Origin of the sequence: Brevirhabdus pacifica (assembly GCF_002797755.1) — a bacterium.
Lineage (GTDB): Bacteria > Pseudomonadota > Alphaproteobacteria > Rhodobacterales > Rhodobacteraceae > Brevirhabdus > Brevirhabdus pacifica.
In genome coordinates this window covers 103,614-119,914 of record NZ_PGFI01000014.1, presented here as the reverse complement: position 1 = coordinate 119,914, position 16,301 = coordinate 103,614, and the positions used below count along the sequence as shown (strand labels likewise).

13 protein-coding genes and 1 pseudogene are annotated in these 16,301 nt (G+C 67.5%); 7 read left to right on the top strand and 7 right to left on the bottom strand.

The features are described 5' to 3' along the window. Position 1: 1 nt before the first annotated feature. From CLV77_RS14385 to CLV77_RS14365, 5 genes and pseudogenes are all read left to right on the top strand, one after another. Positions 2–1,543, top strand: a complete 1,542-nt coding sequence (locus tag CLV77_RS14385; RefSeq protein WP_076980248.1) for an ABC transporter ATP-binding protein — start codon at positions 2–4, stop codon at positions 1,541–1,543. Further along, a pseudogene (locus CLV77_RS14380) lies at positions 1,543–2,610 on the top strand (ABC transporter permease); the annotation flags it as partial. The gene CLV77_RS14385 and the pseudogene CLV77_RS14380, both read left to right, overlap by 1 nt. Positions 2,611–2,838: 228 nt before the next feature. Beyond that, on the top strand, positions 2,839–3,837 hold the full coding sequence (locus CLV77_RS14375) for an ABC transporter permease (RefSeq protein WP_076980247.1): 999 nt from the start codon (positions 2,839–2,841) through the stop codon (positions 3,835–3,837). Between the two features lie 153 nt (positions 3,838–3,990). Further along, entirely contained in the window at positions 3,991–4,905 is a 915-nt protein-coding gene (locus tag CLV77_RS14370; protein WP_076980246.1) for a sulfite exporter TauE/SafE family protein, read from the top strand. Positions 4,906–4,931: 26 nt separating this feature from the next. Continuing rightward, complete coding sequence (locus tag CLV77_RS14365; RefSeq protein ID WP_244901602.1) at positions 4,932–5,828, top strand: TIGR02186 family protein; 897 nt, start codon at positions 4,932–4,934, stop codon at positions 5,826–5,828. Between the two features lie 63 nt (positions 5,829–5,891). Here CLV77_RS14365 and CLV77_RS14360 read toward each other — a convergent pair whose 3' ends face one another. The 7 genes from CLV77_RS14360 to CLV77_RS14335 form a co-directional block, all read right to left on the bottom strand. Then, on the bottom strand, positions 5,892–6,623 hold the full coding sequence (locus CLV77_RS14360; RefSeq protein ID WP_076980245.1) for an SDR family oxidoreductase: 732 nt from the start codon (positions 6,621–6,623) through the stop codon (positions 5,892–5,894). Between the two features lie 181 nt (positions 6,624–6,804). Next, positions 6,805–8,346, bottom strand: a complete 1,542-nt coding sequence (locus CLV77_RS14355; protein ID WP_076980244.1) for an AAA family ATPase — start codon at positions 8,344–8,346, stop codon at positions 6,805–6,807. 73 nt (positions 8,347–8,419) lie between these two features. Beyond that, positions 8,420–9,112, bottom strand: coding sequence for an acyl-homoserine-lactone synthase (locus CLV77_RS14350; RefSeq protein WP_076980243.1), 693 nt, complete (start codon positions 9,110–9,112; stop codon positions 8,420–8,422). A 119-nt stretch (positions 9,113–9,231) separates the two neighbouring features. Continuing rightward, positions 9,232–10,011 carry a helix-turn-helix transcriptional regulator gene (locus CLV77_RS14345; protein WP_233128113.1) on the bottom strand — a complete coding sequence of 260 codons (780 nt, stop codon included), beginning with the start codon at positions 10,009–10,011 and terminating at the stop codon, positions 9,232–9,234. Continuing rightward, on the bottom strand, positions 9,968–10,177 hold the full coding sequence (locus tag CLV77_RS16435) for a hypothetical protein (protein ID WP_157802071.1): 210 nt from the start codon (positions 10,175–10,177) through the stop codon (positions 9,968–9,970). The genes CLV77_RS14345 and CLV77_RS16435 overlap by 44 nt, the downstream gene beginning before the upstream one ends. Before the next feature lie 299 nt (positions 10,178–10,476). Continuing rightward, positions 10,477–11,772, bottom strand: coding sequence for a crotonyl-CoA carboxylase/reductase (ccrA, locus tag CLV77_RS14340; RefSeq protein WP_076980241.1), 1,296 nt, complete (start codon positions 11,770–11,772; stop codon positions 10,477–10,479). A 132-nt stretch (positions 11,773–11,904) separates the two neighbouring features. Further along, positions 11,905–13,293: a 1-acyl-sn-glycerol-3-phosphate acyltransferase gene (locus CLV77_RS14335; RefSeq protein ID WP_076980240.1), complete on the bottom strand. Its 1,389-nt coding sequence runs from the start codon at positions 13,291–13,293 to the stop codon at positions 11,905–11,907. Between the two features lie 72 nt (positions 13,294–13,365). On the opposite strand from CLV77_RS14335, the gene CLV77_RS14330 reads away from it, so the two are divergent. Together CLV77_RS14330 and deoD are read left to right on the top strand one after the other, a co-directional pair. Next, entirely contained in the window at positions 13,366–15,453 is a 2,088-nt protein-coding gene (locus tag CLV77_RS14330; protein WP_269843290.1) for a protein meaA, read from the top strand. A gap of 136 nt (positions 15,454–15,589) precedes the next feature. Next, entirely contained in the window at positions 15,590–16,294 is a 705-nt protein-coding gene (deoD, locus tag CLV77_RS14325; RefSeq protein ID WP_076980238.1) for a purine-nucleoside phosphorylase, read from the top strand. Positions 16,295–16,301: the final 7 nt, after the last annotated feature.

The following is a 16,301-nucleotide window of genomic DNA, read 5'->3' as shown; positions in this document are numbered from 1 at the left end:
GGTGCCCGCGATCGAGCTGCGCGGCATCTCGAAGGCCTTCGGCCCGGTGCAGGCCAACCGCGACATCTCGCTGAAGGTCATGCCGGGCACGATCCACGGCATCATCGGCGAGAACGGCGCAGGCAAGTCGACCCTGATGTCGATCCTCTACGGCTTCTACAAGGCCGACGCCGGCGAGATCCTGATCCGCGGCAAGCGCGTCGAGATCCCAGACAGCCAGGCCGCGATCGCCGCCGGCATCGGTATGGTCTTCCAGCATTTCAAGCTGGTGCAGAATTTCACCGTGCTGGAAAACGTGATCCTGGGGGTCGAGAGCGGCCGCCTGCTGAAACCCTCGAAGGCCAAGGCGCGGGGGCTGCTGAAACAGCTGGCCGAGGAATACGAGCTTCACGTCGATCCCGACACGCTGATCGAGGAGCTGAACGTCGGTCACCAGCAGCGGGTCGAGATCCTCAAGGCCCTCTATCGCGAGGCCGACATCCTGATCCTGGACGAGCCCACCGGCGTGCTGACCCCGCCCGAGGCCGACCACCTGTTCCGCATCCTCGAAGGCCTGCGCCGCGAGGGCAAGACCATCATCCTGATCACCCACAAGCTGCGCGAGATCATGGAAATCACCGACACGGTCAGCGTCATGCGCCGTGGCGAGATGACCGCCACCCTGCCCACCGCCGACACCTCGCCCGAAGAACTGGCCGAGCTGATGGTCGGCCGCAAGGTGCTGCTGCGGGTCGACAAGCACCCCGCTCGCCCCGGACCCGTCGTGCTGTCGGTCGAGGGGCTGCGCGTGACCGACGACAAGGGGGTCGAGCGGCTGCGCGGCATCGACCTGGACATCCGCGCAGGCGAGATCCTGGGCATCGCCGGCGTCGCCGGAAACGGGCAGTCCGAACTGTTGAGGGTGCTGGGCGGCATTGCCAAGGGGCGCGGGCGCGTCACCATGAACGGCACGCCGCTGCCGCTGGAGGGCGCGGGCGCCGACGGTCGCAGTCGCCGCGCCGCCGGCATCGCCCATGTCCCCGAGGATCGTCAGCACGAAGGCCTGATCATGGATTTCTCCGCTTGGGAGAACGCGGCCTTCGGCTACCATGATGACCCGCGCTTCGGCAGCGGGACACTGATGGACAACCGCGCCATCCAGGACGACACCCGCGCCAAGATCGAACGCTTCGACATCCGCCCCGCCGACCCGATGCTGTCGGCGCGCAACTTCTCGGGCGGCAACCAGCAGAAGATCGTCCTGGCACGAGAGATCGAGCGCAATCCCGACCTGCTGCTGATCGGGCAGCCGACGCGCGGCGTCGACATCGGCGCGATCGAGTTCATCCATCAGCAGATCGTGCGCCTGCGCGACGCGGGCAAGGCGATCCTGCTGGTCTCGGTCGAGCTGGACGAGATCATGGGCCTGTCGGACCGGATCGCCGTGATGTTCGACGGGCGCATCATGGGCTTTCGCGATCCGCGCATCACCGACGAGAAAGAGCTGGGCCTGCTGATGGCGGGCATCGCCGATCCGGCACCGGCCACCGGGGGAGAGGGCTGATGGATCGGATGCCGAAATGGGCGGACGTGCTGCTGATCCCGCTGATCAGCCTGACCCTGGCCGCGCTGCTCTCGGCGCTGGTGATCCTGGCCATCGGAGAGGACCCGCTGGCGGCGGTGACGATGATGGTCAAAGGCTCGCTGGGGTCGACCTATGGCTGGGGCTACACCCTCTACTACGCCACGAATTTCATGTTCACCGGCCTGGCGGTCGCGGTTGCCTTCCACGCCCGGCTTTTCAACATCGGCGGCGAGGGGCAGGCGGTCCTGGGCGGGCTTGGCGTCGCCATCGTGGCCCTGTCGGTGCCCTGGCCACACTGGAGCCTCGCGCTGGCGGCGGCGCTGGTCGCGGCGGCGCTGTTCGGGGCCGGCTGGGCACTGATCCCGGCCTATCTTCAGGCCCGGCGCGGCAGCCATGTCGTGATCACCACGATCATGTTCAACTTCATTGCCGCCTCGCTGCTGAACTACATCCTGGTCAACATCATGCGCCCCACCGGCCAGATGGAGCCCGCGACCGCCAAGTTCCCCAAGGCAACCCACCTGCCGACCCTGCACGATCTGCTGGCGCCGCTGGGCATCCCGTTTTCCAAGGCAGCGCCGGTGAATATCACCCTGCTGATCGCTGTGGCGGCCTGTATCCTCGTCTGGGTGCTTCTGTGGCGCACGCGGGCCGGCTACGAGATCCGCGCCTACGGCCATTCCGAGCCGGGCGCGCTTTACGCCGGGATCTCACCCTTCCGCATCACCATGCTGGCGATGCTGCTCTCGGGCGGGCTGGCGGGGATGATGGCCGTCAACAATGTCATGGGCGAGGCCGAGCGGCTGGTGCTGAATGCGGTCGAGGGGGCGGGCTTCATCGGCATCGCCGTGGCGCTGATGGGCCGCTCGCACCCGTTCGGGGTATTCCTGGCGGCGATCCTGTTCGGCTTTCTCTACCAGGGCGGGGCCGAGCTGGCGCTCTGGACCAATATCCCGCGTGAGCTGATCGTGGTGATCCAGGCGCTGGTGATCCTGTTCACCGGGGCGCTGGACAACATGGTCCGCATGCCGCTGGAGCGTCTTTTCCGCCGCCGTGCCGGTGGCGGTGCCCGGGGCGGTGCCGGTGGTGCAGGATCCTCGGGTTCGGGCGGTGCCGAAAGCACGGCGCCCAAGCCCCACACCCGCACCACCCCCATCCCCGGCGCCCCGGCCGACGAGCCGGCGGCAGGGCCCACCGCCGCCGACAGCCCGGCCGCGTCCGACCCCGCCACCCCCGATGGCCGCCGCCATCCGCCGGTCTGAGGAGAGATTGCCATGGGTCCCGCAGACATCCTGACCATCCTCGACAACGGTATCGAGCCGCTGGTGGAGCTTCTGGCCTCGACCATCCGGCTGGCGACGCCGCTGCTGCTGGCTTGCCTCGCGGGTCTTTTTTCCGAGCGGGCGGGCATTTTCGACATCGGGCTCGAAGGCAAGATGCTGGCCGCGGCCTTCTTCTCGGCGGCGGTCGCGGCGATGACCGGCTCTGTCTGGCTGGGGCTGCTGGCGGGGATCGCGGCATCGCTGGTGCTGTCGGGCATCCACGGGCTCGCCTCGATCACCTTCCGGGGCAACCAGCTGATCTCGGGCGTGGCGATCAACTTCCTCGCCGCCGGGATGACGGTGCTTGTGGCCCAGGACTGGTTCAAGCAGGGCGGGCGCACCCCTTCGCTGATCGCCGGCGGCCGGTTCGAGGCGATCGACCTGCCCTTCGCCACCGAGCTGCGCGACGTGCCCCTTCTGGGGCCCCTCTATTCCGAGCTGCTGTCGGGCCACACGATTCTGGTCTACCTGGCCTTCCTGGCCGTGCCGCTAAGCTGGTTCGTGCTGTTCCGCACCCGCTTCGGCCTGCGGCTGCGGGCGGTGGGCGAGAACCCGGCGGCGGTGGACACGGCCGGTATCTCGGTCGTGCGCCTGCGCTACGCGGCGGTGGCGATCTGCGGCGTCCTCTGCGGCATCGCTGGCGCCTATCTGGCCACCGCGCTCCAGGCCGGGTTCGTCAAGGACATGACCGCCGGGCGCGGCTTCATTGCACTGGCGGCGCTGATCTTCGCCAAGTGGCGCCCGTGGCACGCGCTGTGGGCCTGCCTGCTGTTCGGCCTGCTGCAGGCGGCGGCGCTGCGCTACCAGAACATCGACGTGGTCGGCATCCTTATCCCGGTGCAGCTGATGGACGCCCTGCCCTACGTCCTGACGGTGGTGATCCTTGCCGGCTTCGTCGGGCGCGCGATCCCGCCCCGCGCGGGGGGCGAGCCCTACGTGAAGGAAAGATGACACCGGGCGTAACCGGGGCTTAACCTGGCCCCGTCGCGATCGGTGAAAAGCCGCCCCACGAGGCGTCCGATCCCCTTTTGTCGGCCCTGCCTATTGTTTCCTGCCGGGGCCCGGGTGTATGGCAGAAGCATCCTTTGTCTGAAAACGTGTTCAATGCAGATATACCTTCCGATTGCCGAAGTATCGGTAAACGCTTTCGTCCTTCTGGGACTGGGCGGGATCGTGGGCATATTGTCTGGCATGTTCGGCGTCGGCGGCGGATTTCTGATCACCCCCCTGCTTTTCTTCATCGGCATTCCGCCGGCGGTGGCGGTCGCGACCGGCACCAACCAGATCGTCGCCTCCTCCTTCTCGGGGCTGCTGGCGCATCTCAAGCGCAAGACAGTCGATCTGAGGATGGGCACGGTGTTGCTGGCCGGGGGTCTGGTCGGGGCCGCGCTGGGGGTCCAGGTCTTTGCGATGCTGCGCGAGATGGGCCAGGTCGATCTGCTGGTCAAGCTTTGCTACGTCGTCTTCCTGGGGATCATCGGCGCGCTGATGTTCATAGAAAGCCTGCGCGCGCTGCGCCGCTCCAGAACCCCGGGCAGATCCGCACCCCGGCGGCAGCGGACCTGGGTCCACGCCCTGCCCCTCAAGATGAAATTCCGAACCTCGGGCCTCTACATCTCGGCCATTCCGCCGGCGATCGTGGGCATGATGGTGGGGGTCCTGGCGGCGGTCATGGGCGTCGGCGGCGGCTTCATCATGGTGCCCGCGATGATCTACGTGCTGGGCATGCCGACCAAGGTCGTCGTGGGCACGTCGCTCTTTCAGATCATCTTCGTCACCGCCTTCACGACCCTCATGCACGCGGTCACCAACTACACCGTCGACATGGCGCTGGCCGCGCTGCTGCTAGTGGGTGGGGTGATCGGCGCCCAGGTCGGCACCCGCATCGGCATCAAGATGAAGGCCGAGCAGTTGCGCATTCTTCTGGCGCTGCTGGTGCTGGTCGTCTGTGGCAAGCTGGCTCTCGAGCTGCTGCTTGAGCCGAGCGAGCTCTACTCGATCGGGCCGGTGGGGCAATGATGCGGCGACTCCTCCGTTCCGCGGCCGTGATCCTGGCCACCGCGCTGATGCCTGTGGCCCTGGCCGCGCAGGAGGCACGGGACGCCCCCGAGGCGACGCAGTCCGCGCCGGCCGCCGCCGAGGCTGCCGCGCCGACTACCGCGGACACCCCGGACACGCCTGGCGCCGAGGCGCCCCCCACCGCCGCCGAAAGCAAACCCGAGAAGGAGGAGAGCGCGCCCGAAACGATCGTGGCATCGCTTTCTCAGAACCGGGTTTCGATCACCGCCAGTTTCGATGGATCCGAGATCCTGATCTTCGGCGCCGTCAAGCGTGAACGGCCCGCCCCCGACGGGCCGCTTCACGTCATCATCACCGTCTCGGGCCCCAGCATGCCCACCACCGTCCGCCGCAAGGAGCGGGTGGCGGGCATCTGGGTCAACACCGACGCGGTCGAGATCGACGCCGCCCCCAGCTTCTACGCCGTGTCGACCACCGCGCCCCTGCCAGAGATCCTGTCCGAGGTGTCGGACCTGCGCCACCGCATCTCGATCGAACGGGCGATCCGGTCGGTCGGGGCACCGGCGACGATCACCGACTCCCCCGCCTTCACCGAGGCGCTGATCCGCATTCGCGAGAAACAGGACCTCTACGCCCTGCTCGAGAACAGCACCACGCTGCTGGACGATGCGCTGTTTCGGACAGAGATCGCCCTTCCGGCCAACCTGGTCGAGGGCAATTACACGACCCGCATCTACCTGCTGCGCGGCGGCCGGGTGGTCGAAGAATCCGACACCACGATCTTCGTCAGCAAGGTCGGGGTGGAGCGCTGGATCTTCAACCTGGCCCATGAACAGCCGCTGATCTACGGGCTGCTGTCGCTCTTCATCGCCATCGCGGCGGGATGGGGCGCCTCAGCCGTGTTCCGCTACATGCGGTTCTAGGACGACTTCTGAAGGGCGGCACGCCCCTGCCACGGGGGCAGGGAAGCGCCTTCTCAACAGGTCCTAGCCGCGCCCGATAAAGGGCATCTTGGTCGCCATCACGGTCATGAACTGCACATTGGCCGACAGCGGCAGCCCCGCCATGTGCAGAACCGCGTCCGCCGCGTGGCTGACATCCATGGTCGGGGGCGGCTCGTGCCCGTCGGCCACGGCGCGCGCGGCGATCCCTTCCAGAAGCTCGGTCCTGGCGTTGCCGATGTCGATCTGTCCGCAGGCGATGTCGAAGGGGCGCCCATCCAGGCTGATCGACTTGGTCAGCCCGGTGATCGCGTGCTTGGTGGTCGTGTAACAGACCGCCCCCTCGCGCGGCGACTGGGCGGAGATCGAGCCGTTGTTGATGATCCGCCCGCCCTGGGGGTCCTGCCGGCGCATCAGGGCGAAGGCCTTTCGCGCGCAGAGGAACATGCCCGTCAGATTGACACCCAGCGCCTGTTGCCAAGCCGCGACCGGCACTTCGTCGATGGGGGCCGCGGGGGTAAAGATACCGGCGTTGTTGAAGAGCACGTCCAACCGACCGACCTTGTCGGTGAAACTGGCGAAGGCGGCATCGACCGCGTCGGGGTCGGTGACATCGGCGGCCAGCACGACGGCCCCGTCGCGGCCCCCGGCCACCTCCTGCAAAAGCGACTCGCGCCGGGCGACGAGGCCGACAGTCCAGCCTGCGTTCAGAAATGCCTCGGCGGTGGCGCGCCCGATCCCCGAGGAGGCGCCGGTGACGATGATCGTTCCCGCCATGCTATCGTCCCCCGTTCAGTTGCAATTGCCCCAGGATCACGGCCCGCGCGGGCCCCGCTCGTAGGAATGAAAAGCGCATCGGATCGTCCCCTGTCACCGGGCCGGCGCGCCCGGGTCCGCGTGCGTGGTCGCGTCCCCGTTCGCAGGCCCTTGCCTACCGCCTCATGGCGTCGGGCGCAGGCTAGACCGCCTCTCCGGCATCTTCCAGCCCCTCCAGCGCCAGGGGCGGCGGTGCGGCTTTCAGATCATCGGTGACAAGCGGCCCGGTCGGCCGGGCCAGCCGGTTGCGCGTCACCCAGTAGAGCCGGGTCGAGGCGCGGGTGATCGCGACATAGGCTAGGCGTTTCCAAAGGGGCTGACCGGCCTCGATCCGCCCCGCGCGGGAGGCGGCGTAGAGGTCGGGGGCAAAGACCTGGACATTCTCCCACTGGCTGCCCTGAGCCTTGTGGATGGTGACGGCGGCCCCGTGCAGGAAGGCCGCGCCCATGCGAGCGGCATAGGGGATGAACGGTTCTTCCTCGTCGGGATGTTCGATCTTGACGATCGAGGCGGCGCTGACCTGGGGATCCTCGGCGCCGATCACATGCAGCTTGCTGAACCCCGGCTTGCGGCCGGGCCCCAGGTAGACCACCTGCGCCCCCTTGATGAGGCCGCGCGCCTCGAGGTCGATGCGCTTCTTGCGGTGCTTGAGCGGCAGTTCCAGACCGTCGCAGATCAGCGGCTCGCCGGGCAGCAGCGCGTCGGCGGGGGCGCCGTAGGCCGCGCGGAAGGCCTGGATCAGGCGGATGCGGGTCGCGTTGCGCCACACCAGCACCGGCGAGCGGGCCATCAGATCCGCGATCACCCGCTGGCCCAGGACGACCCGGTCATCGCGGCTGGCGGCCTCCTCGATCATGCGCTCGAAACTGTAGAAATCCAGCGCGGGGTCGCCCAGCGCATGAGCCAGATCCAGGATCGGGTTGTCCTCGGCCTGACGGTGGATGCGGCTCAGGACAAGGCGCTGGGGTTCGGGCAGCTCGTCGAAGACCATCTTTCCCGACTGGCCCACCGGGGCAAGCTGCGCCGGGTCACCGAAAAGCACCAGCGTCGGAAAGATCTCACGCAGATCGTCGAGCTGCTTTTCGTCCAGCATCGAGGATTCGTCGACAAAGCCGATATCCAGCGGATCGTCGCGGCGCTTCCAGCCGGTGATGAAATCCGACCCCCGCAGCCCGGCAGCGGCAAGCGCCCCGGGGATCGAACGGTGCAGTTGGTAAAAGGCGTGCGCCCGGTCCAGCGCCTGCTCCGGCAGGTCCGCGATGTCGGGGCGATCACCGTCGTTGACCAGCCACTCGGCGATCCGCTCGTATTCCGGGTCATAGACGGGGGTGTAGAGGATGCGGTGAATGGTGGTCGCCGACACGCCGCGGTTGCGCAGTACGCTGGCGGCCTTGTTGGTGGGCGCCAGAATCGCCAGGCTGCGCTTTTCGGCCCGGCGGCGGCTTTCGTAATCGCCTGAAACCGTCTCGACGCCCAGCTCAGCCAGGGCGCGGGCCAGCTCGGCCAACAGCAGGGTCTTGCCCGACCCGGCCTTGCCGATCACCGCCACCACGCCCGACCCGCCGCCCCCCGGTGGGCGCATCAACCCGCCGTCCAGGTCGATGCCGACGCCGCGCAGCAGGTCGGCCACGCGGTCATAGGCCTGGGCCTGGTCTTCCGAGAATTTGAGGGCGGGAACGGACATCCGCCGACAGTATCGCGCCCTCCCGGCGGGCACCAGACGGGCAATGCCGCGGCGCGCGAAAAACCGGGGCCGTTCAGGCCGCGCGCGGGGCTGGGTCGGGTGCCATCGCGGGCACAATCCCCGGCGCCAAGGCAGGCCGTGCGCGGCCATCGCCGCCAGCCCCGCCCAACCCGCCCCGTCGCCACCAGTGGCGCGCCAGGTCCGGCGCCACGCCCGAGGGGCGCGCCAAGGCGTGGGGCACGTGGGGCATCACCTGCCAAAGGCCCAGGCTGATCGCCTGCCGCCCGCTGCCGCAACTGGCCAAGACCCGGGGCTGCCAGGCGAGGCGGCGATATATCCGCACCATCCGCGCGTCGAACACGCCCACCAGTCGGCGCGCGCCCACGCCCAGCCCCGTGGTGACCGCCCCCTGCATCAACGCCGCCGAGATTGCCAGTCCCGCCCCCGGCGCCAGGCAGAACCGGGTGCATTCCCACAGGTCGGGCGCCGAAAGCGGCTGATCTGTCAGATGGCCGAAGTGATCGTTGACCATGACCGGTCCCGTCGTTGGCAGAAACCGCATCGAGCCGCCGTGACGCCCGTCGGGTCGCTGCCAGATGGCATAGATGGGGCCGCACTCGTCATAGGCGTCCCGCTCGTGCCCCCGGGCGTCGACCGTGACCTCCCAGCCCAGCCGGTCCCGGAACTGGGCCGCGCGGTCGCGGAACATGCTGTCAGCCAGCCTTGGATGATCGACCAGCCGGTCGGCGGTTATGAAACGCAGCATCGGTACTTCCCCCCGGATCAATGTCCGGGGGCTCTGCACCTTTCGGGGCGAAGGCGTGGTTAACGCGCGCCGGGATAAATTTCTGGCAACGGGGCCGGCGGGACCACGGAGGCGCCGCCTCACACCACGATCAGCCCCCGCGTCAGGGCGTTGGCGACCGCGTGGGTCACGTTGCTGCCGCCCAGCTTCATCCGGGCGCTTTCCAGATAGGCCCGAAGCGTGTGTTCCGAGATCTTCAGCCGCTCGGCCGCCTGGGCGCGGCTCCAGCCAAGGGCCAGCAGGGTCAGGACATCGGCCTCGCGCGGGGAAAGGGTGACGGCGGCGGGGGCCGCGTCCGCCCCGGTCAGCCAGGCACCCGACTGCGGCCTCTCGCCCGGGGCGGGACCGGCACCTGGACGGCGCGGCTCGGGCCGGGTGACCGCGATCTGCTGGGCGCGGTTGTTGATGTAGTGGGCAATCAGCAGCATGTCCTGCTGGCTGCGGCGCGAGAATTTCTCCCACTGGTCGTCAGTGGCGCTGCAATTGACGGAAAACAGGGCGAACTGCCCGTTGGGGCCGCGAACGGGCACCGAAAGACCCTGGTTGCCGACACCGGCGTCGCGGGCCTCGTGCAGGAAATTCTGCACGGTGCGTCCGCTCCAGTCGAGGTCCTTCCAGTTCAACGCGGTGAAGCACGAAAAGCACCCCCGCACCACCGGATCCAACCGTTCGTAATGCTGGCTGAGGTAGTGGTCCACCCAGGCGTCTTCATAGGTCAGGATGGCATATTGCTCGCCGGCGCCACTGACCGAGTGATAGACGAGGTGATCGACCTCGTAGACATCCCTGAGCGTGGTGATGAGGCCGTCCAGATCATCAAGCGTGGTTGCCGCCAGCACGTGCTCGATGAAGGTTTCCATTCGTCGCGTCATCGCGTGCCCATTCCACCGGTCCGGCGGTGGCTGCGATGTCGGCGGCGGCCACGATCATGGTGTCCTCGAGCTGGTCCGCCAATTTGACCATCCCGTTCCGAGCCGCAAAACTGCGCAGATCCGCCAAGACATCAAATACCCAGTCCTGTCGCATGGTTCACACTCCGGAAAATTGGTTAATGGGCCGTTAATCTAGACTATCAAACCCGTAACAGCCCGACACGTCCGCTGTATCCGCCCCCTCATTTCCGGGGGGATGCTCATACGCCAAGCCATTGAAATCACAGACCTCAGCGGGTGCTCGCCCGGAAACCGCCATCTGGCGTGCGATTCGCCCCCCACTCAACGCAAGGTTGACGACCGCACCCATGGAAAAGGGCGGCGCCCTGCGGCACCGCCCTTTTCCGATCTCTTGGCGTTCGCGCTTGCGGCTACAGCAGCCCGCGCCGGCGATCACCGCGCCTGGCGGCTGGCCTCCAGCGTATCCTCGAAGGTGCGCAGACCGGTGCGCGGGGCCTGGACCAGCACCGCCATGTTGCCGGGCTTATGCTCGTTGCGCAGCATCTTGATGTGGGCGGCGGGGATGTCCTCCCACGGGAAAACCTCGGACATGCAGGGATCGAGACGCCGCTCCACCATCAGCTTGTTGGCGGCCGCGGCCTGTTTGAGGTGGGCAAAGTGGCTGCCCTGAACCCGCTTCTGGTGCATCCACAGGTAGCGTGCGTCCAGCGTCAGGTTATAGCCGGTGGTCCCAGCGCAGATCACGACCATGCCGCCCTTCTTGCACACGAAGGTCGATACGGGGAACGTCGCCTCGCCCGGATGCTCGAACACCATGTCGACGTTGTTGCCCTTGCCGGTGATCTCCCAGATCGCCTTGCCGAACTTGCGGACCTCAGCGAACCAGGCCTTGTACTCGTCGGTGTTGACCTTGGGCAGCTGTCCCCAGCAGTCGAAATCCTTGCGGTTGATGACACCCTTGGCGCCAAGGGACATCACGAACTCGCGCTTGTCCTCTTCGCTGATGACGCCGATGGCGTTGGCCCCGGCAGTGTTGATCAGCTGGATCGCGAAGGACCCCAGCCCGCCCGAGGCACCCCAGACCAGGACGTTCTGGCCCGGCTTCAGCTCATGCGGGTGATGACCGAAGAGCATCCGGTAGGCGGTGGCGAGGGTCAGGGTGTAGCAGGCCGATTCCTCCCACGTCAGATGGCGGGGGCGCGGCATCAGCTGCTGGGCCTGAACGCGGGTGAACTGGGCAAAGCTGCCGTCCGGCGTCTCGTAGCCCCAGATCCGCTGACTGTCCGAGAACATCGGATCGCCGCCGTTGCACTCTTCGTCGTCGCCATTGTCCTGATTGCAGTGGATCACCACCTCGTCGCCGACCTTCCAGCGGGTGACCTTGTCGCCCACCGCCCAGACGATGCCCGAGGCGTCGGACCCCGCGATGTGATAGGGGGCCTTGTGCACGTCGAAGGGGCTGATCGGAACGCCCAGCCCGGCCCAGACGCCGTTGTAATTGACGCCGGCGGCCATCACGAGAACCAGCACCTCGTTGCTGTCGATGGCGGGCGTCTCGACGGTTTCCAGCTGGAACGACTCGTCGGGCTCGCCGTGACGCTCGCGGCGGATGGCCCAGGCGTGCATCTTCGCGGGTACATGGCCCAGGGGCGGCATCTCGCCCAGGCCGTAGAGATCCTTCTCGGGGGCGTCATACGCCGCGATCGGGGGGTTGGTGTCCAGAGCCATCGAGCGCCTCCTTGCGTCGCGAGAAACCTAGCATATGCCGCAGCGCAGAGCAAATGCCGCGACTGCATCCTAGCCTGAGAGATAGGACGGCACGCGCAACATAGCAACCCAAAATAGCGTTAGCTTGTAATTTTATGTCTCACCGAATTCGACCACAGGCGCGATGTGGTGCTCAATGGAGGCCGCGTAAAACCGCAAAAGTGCCATTTCTTCCTGCCGGATCCGCAGCATCTTTCCATCCACGATCAACGCCCTCCGCAGGACCAGGGCACGCACGCCCACCTCGGCGGTATAGCCGTGATCGTCGCGCGGCACGTGGACATGGACGCCCCGGGCCGCCAGCGCGACGCAGCGCGCCTCGACCAGGCGGTCAAGCTCCTCGCGGGGAAGATCGCCGGTCTCCAGCAGGACCGAGGCCACCACCGGCACCGGCAGCACCGGCACCACGTCGCGCACCCGCTGCATCAGCGTCCGGCCCAGAGCCTCGTTCAGGGGCGCGGCGGCGGATTGCATGAAATCGCTCAGCGCCAGCGGCACGCCGAAGCTGACCGAGGCATAGCCAAAGCGATAGAGATCTCCGCGGCGGCGCCGGCGCAACTGCCGCGCCAGGTATTTCAGCAGGGCGAAGGGATGGAAGCGGAACTTGCGCTCACCGCGCTCGGCGGCGGACAGCAGCACCCGGTCCTCGAGCACCCGGTCGTAGTTGATGGCGATGGGCACGAAGACAACCTCGCGGCTGAGGCCCGGCTGAAAATCGGCCAGGATATAGCTGATCAGACCCAGTTTCGGCGGCCCAACTCGGCCATCAAGGCTGAGTCCACCTTCGGGGAAGACCGCCTGGGTCACCCCGTTTTCCGTGGCCAGTTGCACGTATCGCGCAAGCACCCTGCGATAGAGGGTGGAGCGCGAGCGGCGGCGGATGAAATACGCCCCCATCGACGAGATCAGCCGCGACAGGGGCCAGACCCGGGCCCATTCCCCGACAGCGTAGCTGAGGGCCGAGCGTTCGGCCGCGAGATAGGTCACCAGCACGTAGTCCATGTTGGAGCGGTGGTTCATCACGAAGATCACCGTGGCGTCCGACCGCACCGCCTCCAGCGCGGCTTCGTCGACGTATCCCAGCCGCACCCGGTAAAGCGCCGTCGACAGCCAGCGCGCCGCCCTCGTGGCAAATCCGAAATAGGCGCTGGCGCTGAAGGAGGGCACGATCTCGCGGGCGTATTTGCGCGCCTCCTCGAAGACGACGTTTTCGGGGATCCCCTCCTCGTGGGCGCGGGCGCTGACGGCCTCGGCGACCTTGGGGTCATACATCAGCCGCTGGATCATGTCGTGGCGGCGGGCCAGCTTGAAGGGCTGGATCGGGACCTTCAGACGGCGGTTCAGGCGCGCCACCACCCGCTCCATCCGGCGCCGGAAATACCAGCGCACCGAGGGCACGAGGACCCGGTCCAACGCCGCTACCGCCGCGAAGATCGCGGTCAGCCAGACCAGCCAGATGGGAACGTCCACCGTCTCGAACATGGGGCGACATTGGCAGGGATCGGCAGGGCGGGAAAGCGCGGGGCGCGCGGGCCGCCGCCTTTGCCCCGCCCCGTGTCCCGGGAACCGCAGGCGCCCCCTTGCCGGCCCGGGTCTTTTTGCAGTGCAGCATATGGACACGCAACATTGTTACCCGTATATCTCACCAAGCGCAGCTTTGTTAAAGGTGATCCGATGACCCAGCCGACGAAAGACCGCCCCTGGCTGTTCCGCACCTATGCCGGCCACTCGACCGCCGCCGCGTCGAACGCCCTTTACCGGGCGAACCTGTCGCGCGGGCAGACCGGCCTGTCGGTGGCCTTCGACCTGCCGACCCAGACCGGATACGACAGCGACCACGAGTTGGCGCGGGGCGAGGTCGGCAAGGTCGGCGTGCCGATCAACCATCTGGGGGACATGCGTGCGCTGTTCCGGGACATCCCGCTAGACCAGATGAACACCTCGATGACGATCAACGCGACGGCACCGTGGCTGCTGGCGCTTTACATCGCCGCCGCCGAAGAACAGGGCGCCGATATCGCGGCCCTTCAGGGCACGGTGCAGAACGACATCATCAAGGAATACCTCAGCCGCGGCACCTATATCTGCCCGCCCCGTCCCAGCCTGCGGATGATCACCGACGTGGCCGCCTACACCCGCGAGCATCTGCCCAAGTGGAACCCGATGAACGTGTGTTCGTACCACCTGCAAGAGGCCGGCGCGACGCCCGAGGAAGAGCTGGCCTTCGCGCTGGCCACGGCCATCGCGGTTCTGGACGATCTGCAAGGCAAGGTGGCGCCACAGGACTTCCCGGCGATGGTCGGGCGCATCAGCTTCTTCGTGAACGCCGGCATCCGCTTTGTCACCGAGATGTGCAAGATGCGCGCCTTCGTCGAATTGTGGGACGAGATCTGTCGCGAACGCTATGGCGTCGAGGATCCCAAGTTCCGCCGCTTCCGCTACGGGGTGCAGGTCAACTCCCTGGGCCTGACCGAACAGCAGCCCGAGAACAACGTCTACCGCATCCTGCTGGAGATGCTGGCCGTCACCCTGTCGAAGAACGCCCGCGCCCGCGCCGTGCAGCTTCCCGCCTGGAACGAGGCCCTTGGCCTGCCGCGCCCCTGGGACCAGCAATGGTCCCTGCGGATGCAGCAGATCCTGGCCTATGAGACCGACCTTCTGGAATACGAGGACCTCTTCGAGGGCAACCCGGCGGTCGAACGCAAGGTCGCGGCACTGAAGGACGGCGCTCGTGCCGAACTGGCCCAACTGGACGCGATGGGCGGCGTGGTCGAGGCAATCGAACATATGAAATCCCGGCTGGTCGAATCGAACGCCGCCCGCATCGGCCGCATTGAGGCCGGAGAGACAACCGTCGTCGGCGTCAACCGCTGGTCCGAGGCCGAGCCTTCGCCCCTGACCGCAGGCGATGACGCGATCATGGTGTCGGACGCCAAGGCCGAGGCCGACCAGATCGCCCGGCTGACCGCATGGCGGGCCGAGCGTGACGAGGCGGCCGTTGCCGCAGCACTTGACCAGCTGCGCCGCGATGCGGCCAGCGGGGTCAACATCATGCCCGCCTCGATCGCCGCGGCCCGCGCCGGGGCCACCACGGGCGAATGGGGCGACATGGTGCGTCAAGCCTTCGGTCAGTATCGCGCCCCCACCGGCGTGTCGCGCAACCCGTCGAACCGCACGGAAGGGCTGGAAGAGCTGCGCGCCCGCGTCGATCAGGTCTCGGACCGGTTGGGCCGGCGGCTGAGCTTTCTCGTCGGCAAGCCCGGGCTCGACGGCCATTCCAACGGCGCCGAACAGATCGCCGCTCGCGCCCGCGACTGCGGGATGGAGATCAGCTATGACGGCATCCGCCTGACCCCGGCCGAGATCGTCGCCGCTGCGGGCGAGGGCAAGGCCCATGTCGTCGGCCTGTCGATCCTGTCGGGATCGCACCTGCCGCTGATCGCCGAGCTGATGGAGCGGATGGGCGCGGCGGGCCTGGGCCACGTACCGGTGGTCGTGGGCGGCATCATCCCCGAGGAGGACGCCGATCGGCTGCGGGCCATGGGGGTGGCGCGGGTCTACACGCCCAAGGATTTCCAGCTCAACACCATCATGGCCGACATCGTGAGCCTGGCCGATCCCGAGGCGGTGGCTGCGGAGTAGGACGGCTGGCGGCGGGATCGGATATTTTCACGACAATGAAGCCGCGATCCGCGCCCTGACCCCGCGGCCGGGATGACAGGGGCGGCGGCATTCTGTATGCCCGGACCTCGATCCAGTCTTCACGAGGGGCCAGCCCATGACCGTCCATATCGGAGCCCAGCCGGGCGACATCGCCGAAACCGTTCTGATGCCGGGCGATCCCTACCGGGCCCGCTGGGCGGCGGAAACCTTCCTGGAGGCCCCGCGCCTGGTCAACGAGGTCCGGGGGATGCTGGGATATACCGGCCAGTGGCGCGGCAACCGGGTCACGATCCACGGCTCGGGCATGGGGATGCCGTCGCTGTCGATCTACGCCAACGAGCTGATCCGCGACTACGGCGCGCGCACGCTGATCCGCATCGGTTCGGCCGGGGGGATGCAGGAAGGGGTGGCGATCCGCGACCTGGTGCTGGCGATGACCGCCTCGAGCATCACCAACCCCTCGCGCGGGATCTTCCGCGAGGTGAACTTCGCCCCCGCCGCCGACTGGTCGCTCTTGCGTGAAGCCGCGCGCATCGCCGAAGCCCGGGGCGTGCCCTTCCACGTGGGCGGCATCCATTCCTCGGACATCTTCTACGAGGAGCGCGACGACCTGGTCGCCGCCCTGACCCGCCACGGCACCCTGGCGGTGGAGATGGAGGCGGCCGAGCTTTACACCGTGGCCGCACGTTACGGGGCGCGGGCCCTGGCGATCCTGACCATCAGCGATCACCTGGTGACCGGCGAAGCCCTGCCCAGCGAGGAGCGCGAGCGCAGCTTCGGAGACATGGTCGAGATCGCGCTGGAGACGGCCTTTTCCTGACGCCGGG

Coding starts and splice junctions, on each gene's coding strand:
- CLV77_RS14375 (WP_076980247.1), top strand. CDS start 2,839: ATGGGTCCCGCAGACATCCTGACCATCCTCGACAACGGTATCGAGCCG.
- CLV77_RS14370 (WP_076980246.1), top strand. CDS start 3,991: ATGCAGATATACCTTCCGATTGCCGAAGTATCGGTAAACGCTTTCGTC.
- CLV77_RS14360 (WP_076980245.1), bottom strand. CDS start 6,623: ATGGCGGGAACGATCATCGTCACCGGCGCCTCCTCGGGGATCGGGCGC.
- CLV77_RS14355 (WP_076980244.1), bottom strand. CDS start 8,346: ATGTCCGTTCCCGCCCTCAAATTCTCGGAAGACCAGGCCCAGGCCTAT.
- CLV77_RS14350 (WP_076980243.1), bottom strand. CDS start 9,112: ATGCTGCGTTTCATAACCGCCGACCGGCTGGTCGATCATCCAAGGCTG.
- CLV77_RS14345 (WP_233128113.1), bottom strand. CDS start 10,011: ATGGAAACCTTCATCGAGCACGTGCTGGCGGCAACCACGCTTGATGAT.
- CLV77_RS16435 (WP_157802071.1), bottom strand. CDS start 10,177: ATGCGACAGGACTGGGTATTTGATGTCTTGGCGGATCTGCGCAGTTTT.
- ccrA (WP_076980241.1), bottom strand. CDS start 11,772: ATGGCTCTGGACACCAACCCCCCGATCGCGGCGTATGACGCCCCCGAG.
- CLV77_RS14335 (WP_076980240.1), bottom strand. CDS start 13,293: ATGTTCGAGACGGTGGACGTTCCCATCTGGCTGGTCTGGCTGACCGCG.
- deoD (WP_076980238.1), top strand. CDS start 15,590: ATGACCGTCCATATCGGAGCCCAGCCGGGCGACATCGCCGAAACCGTT.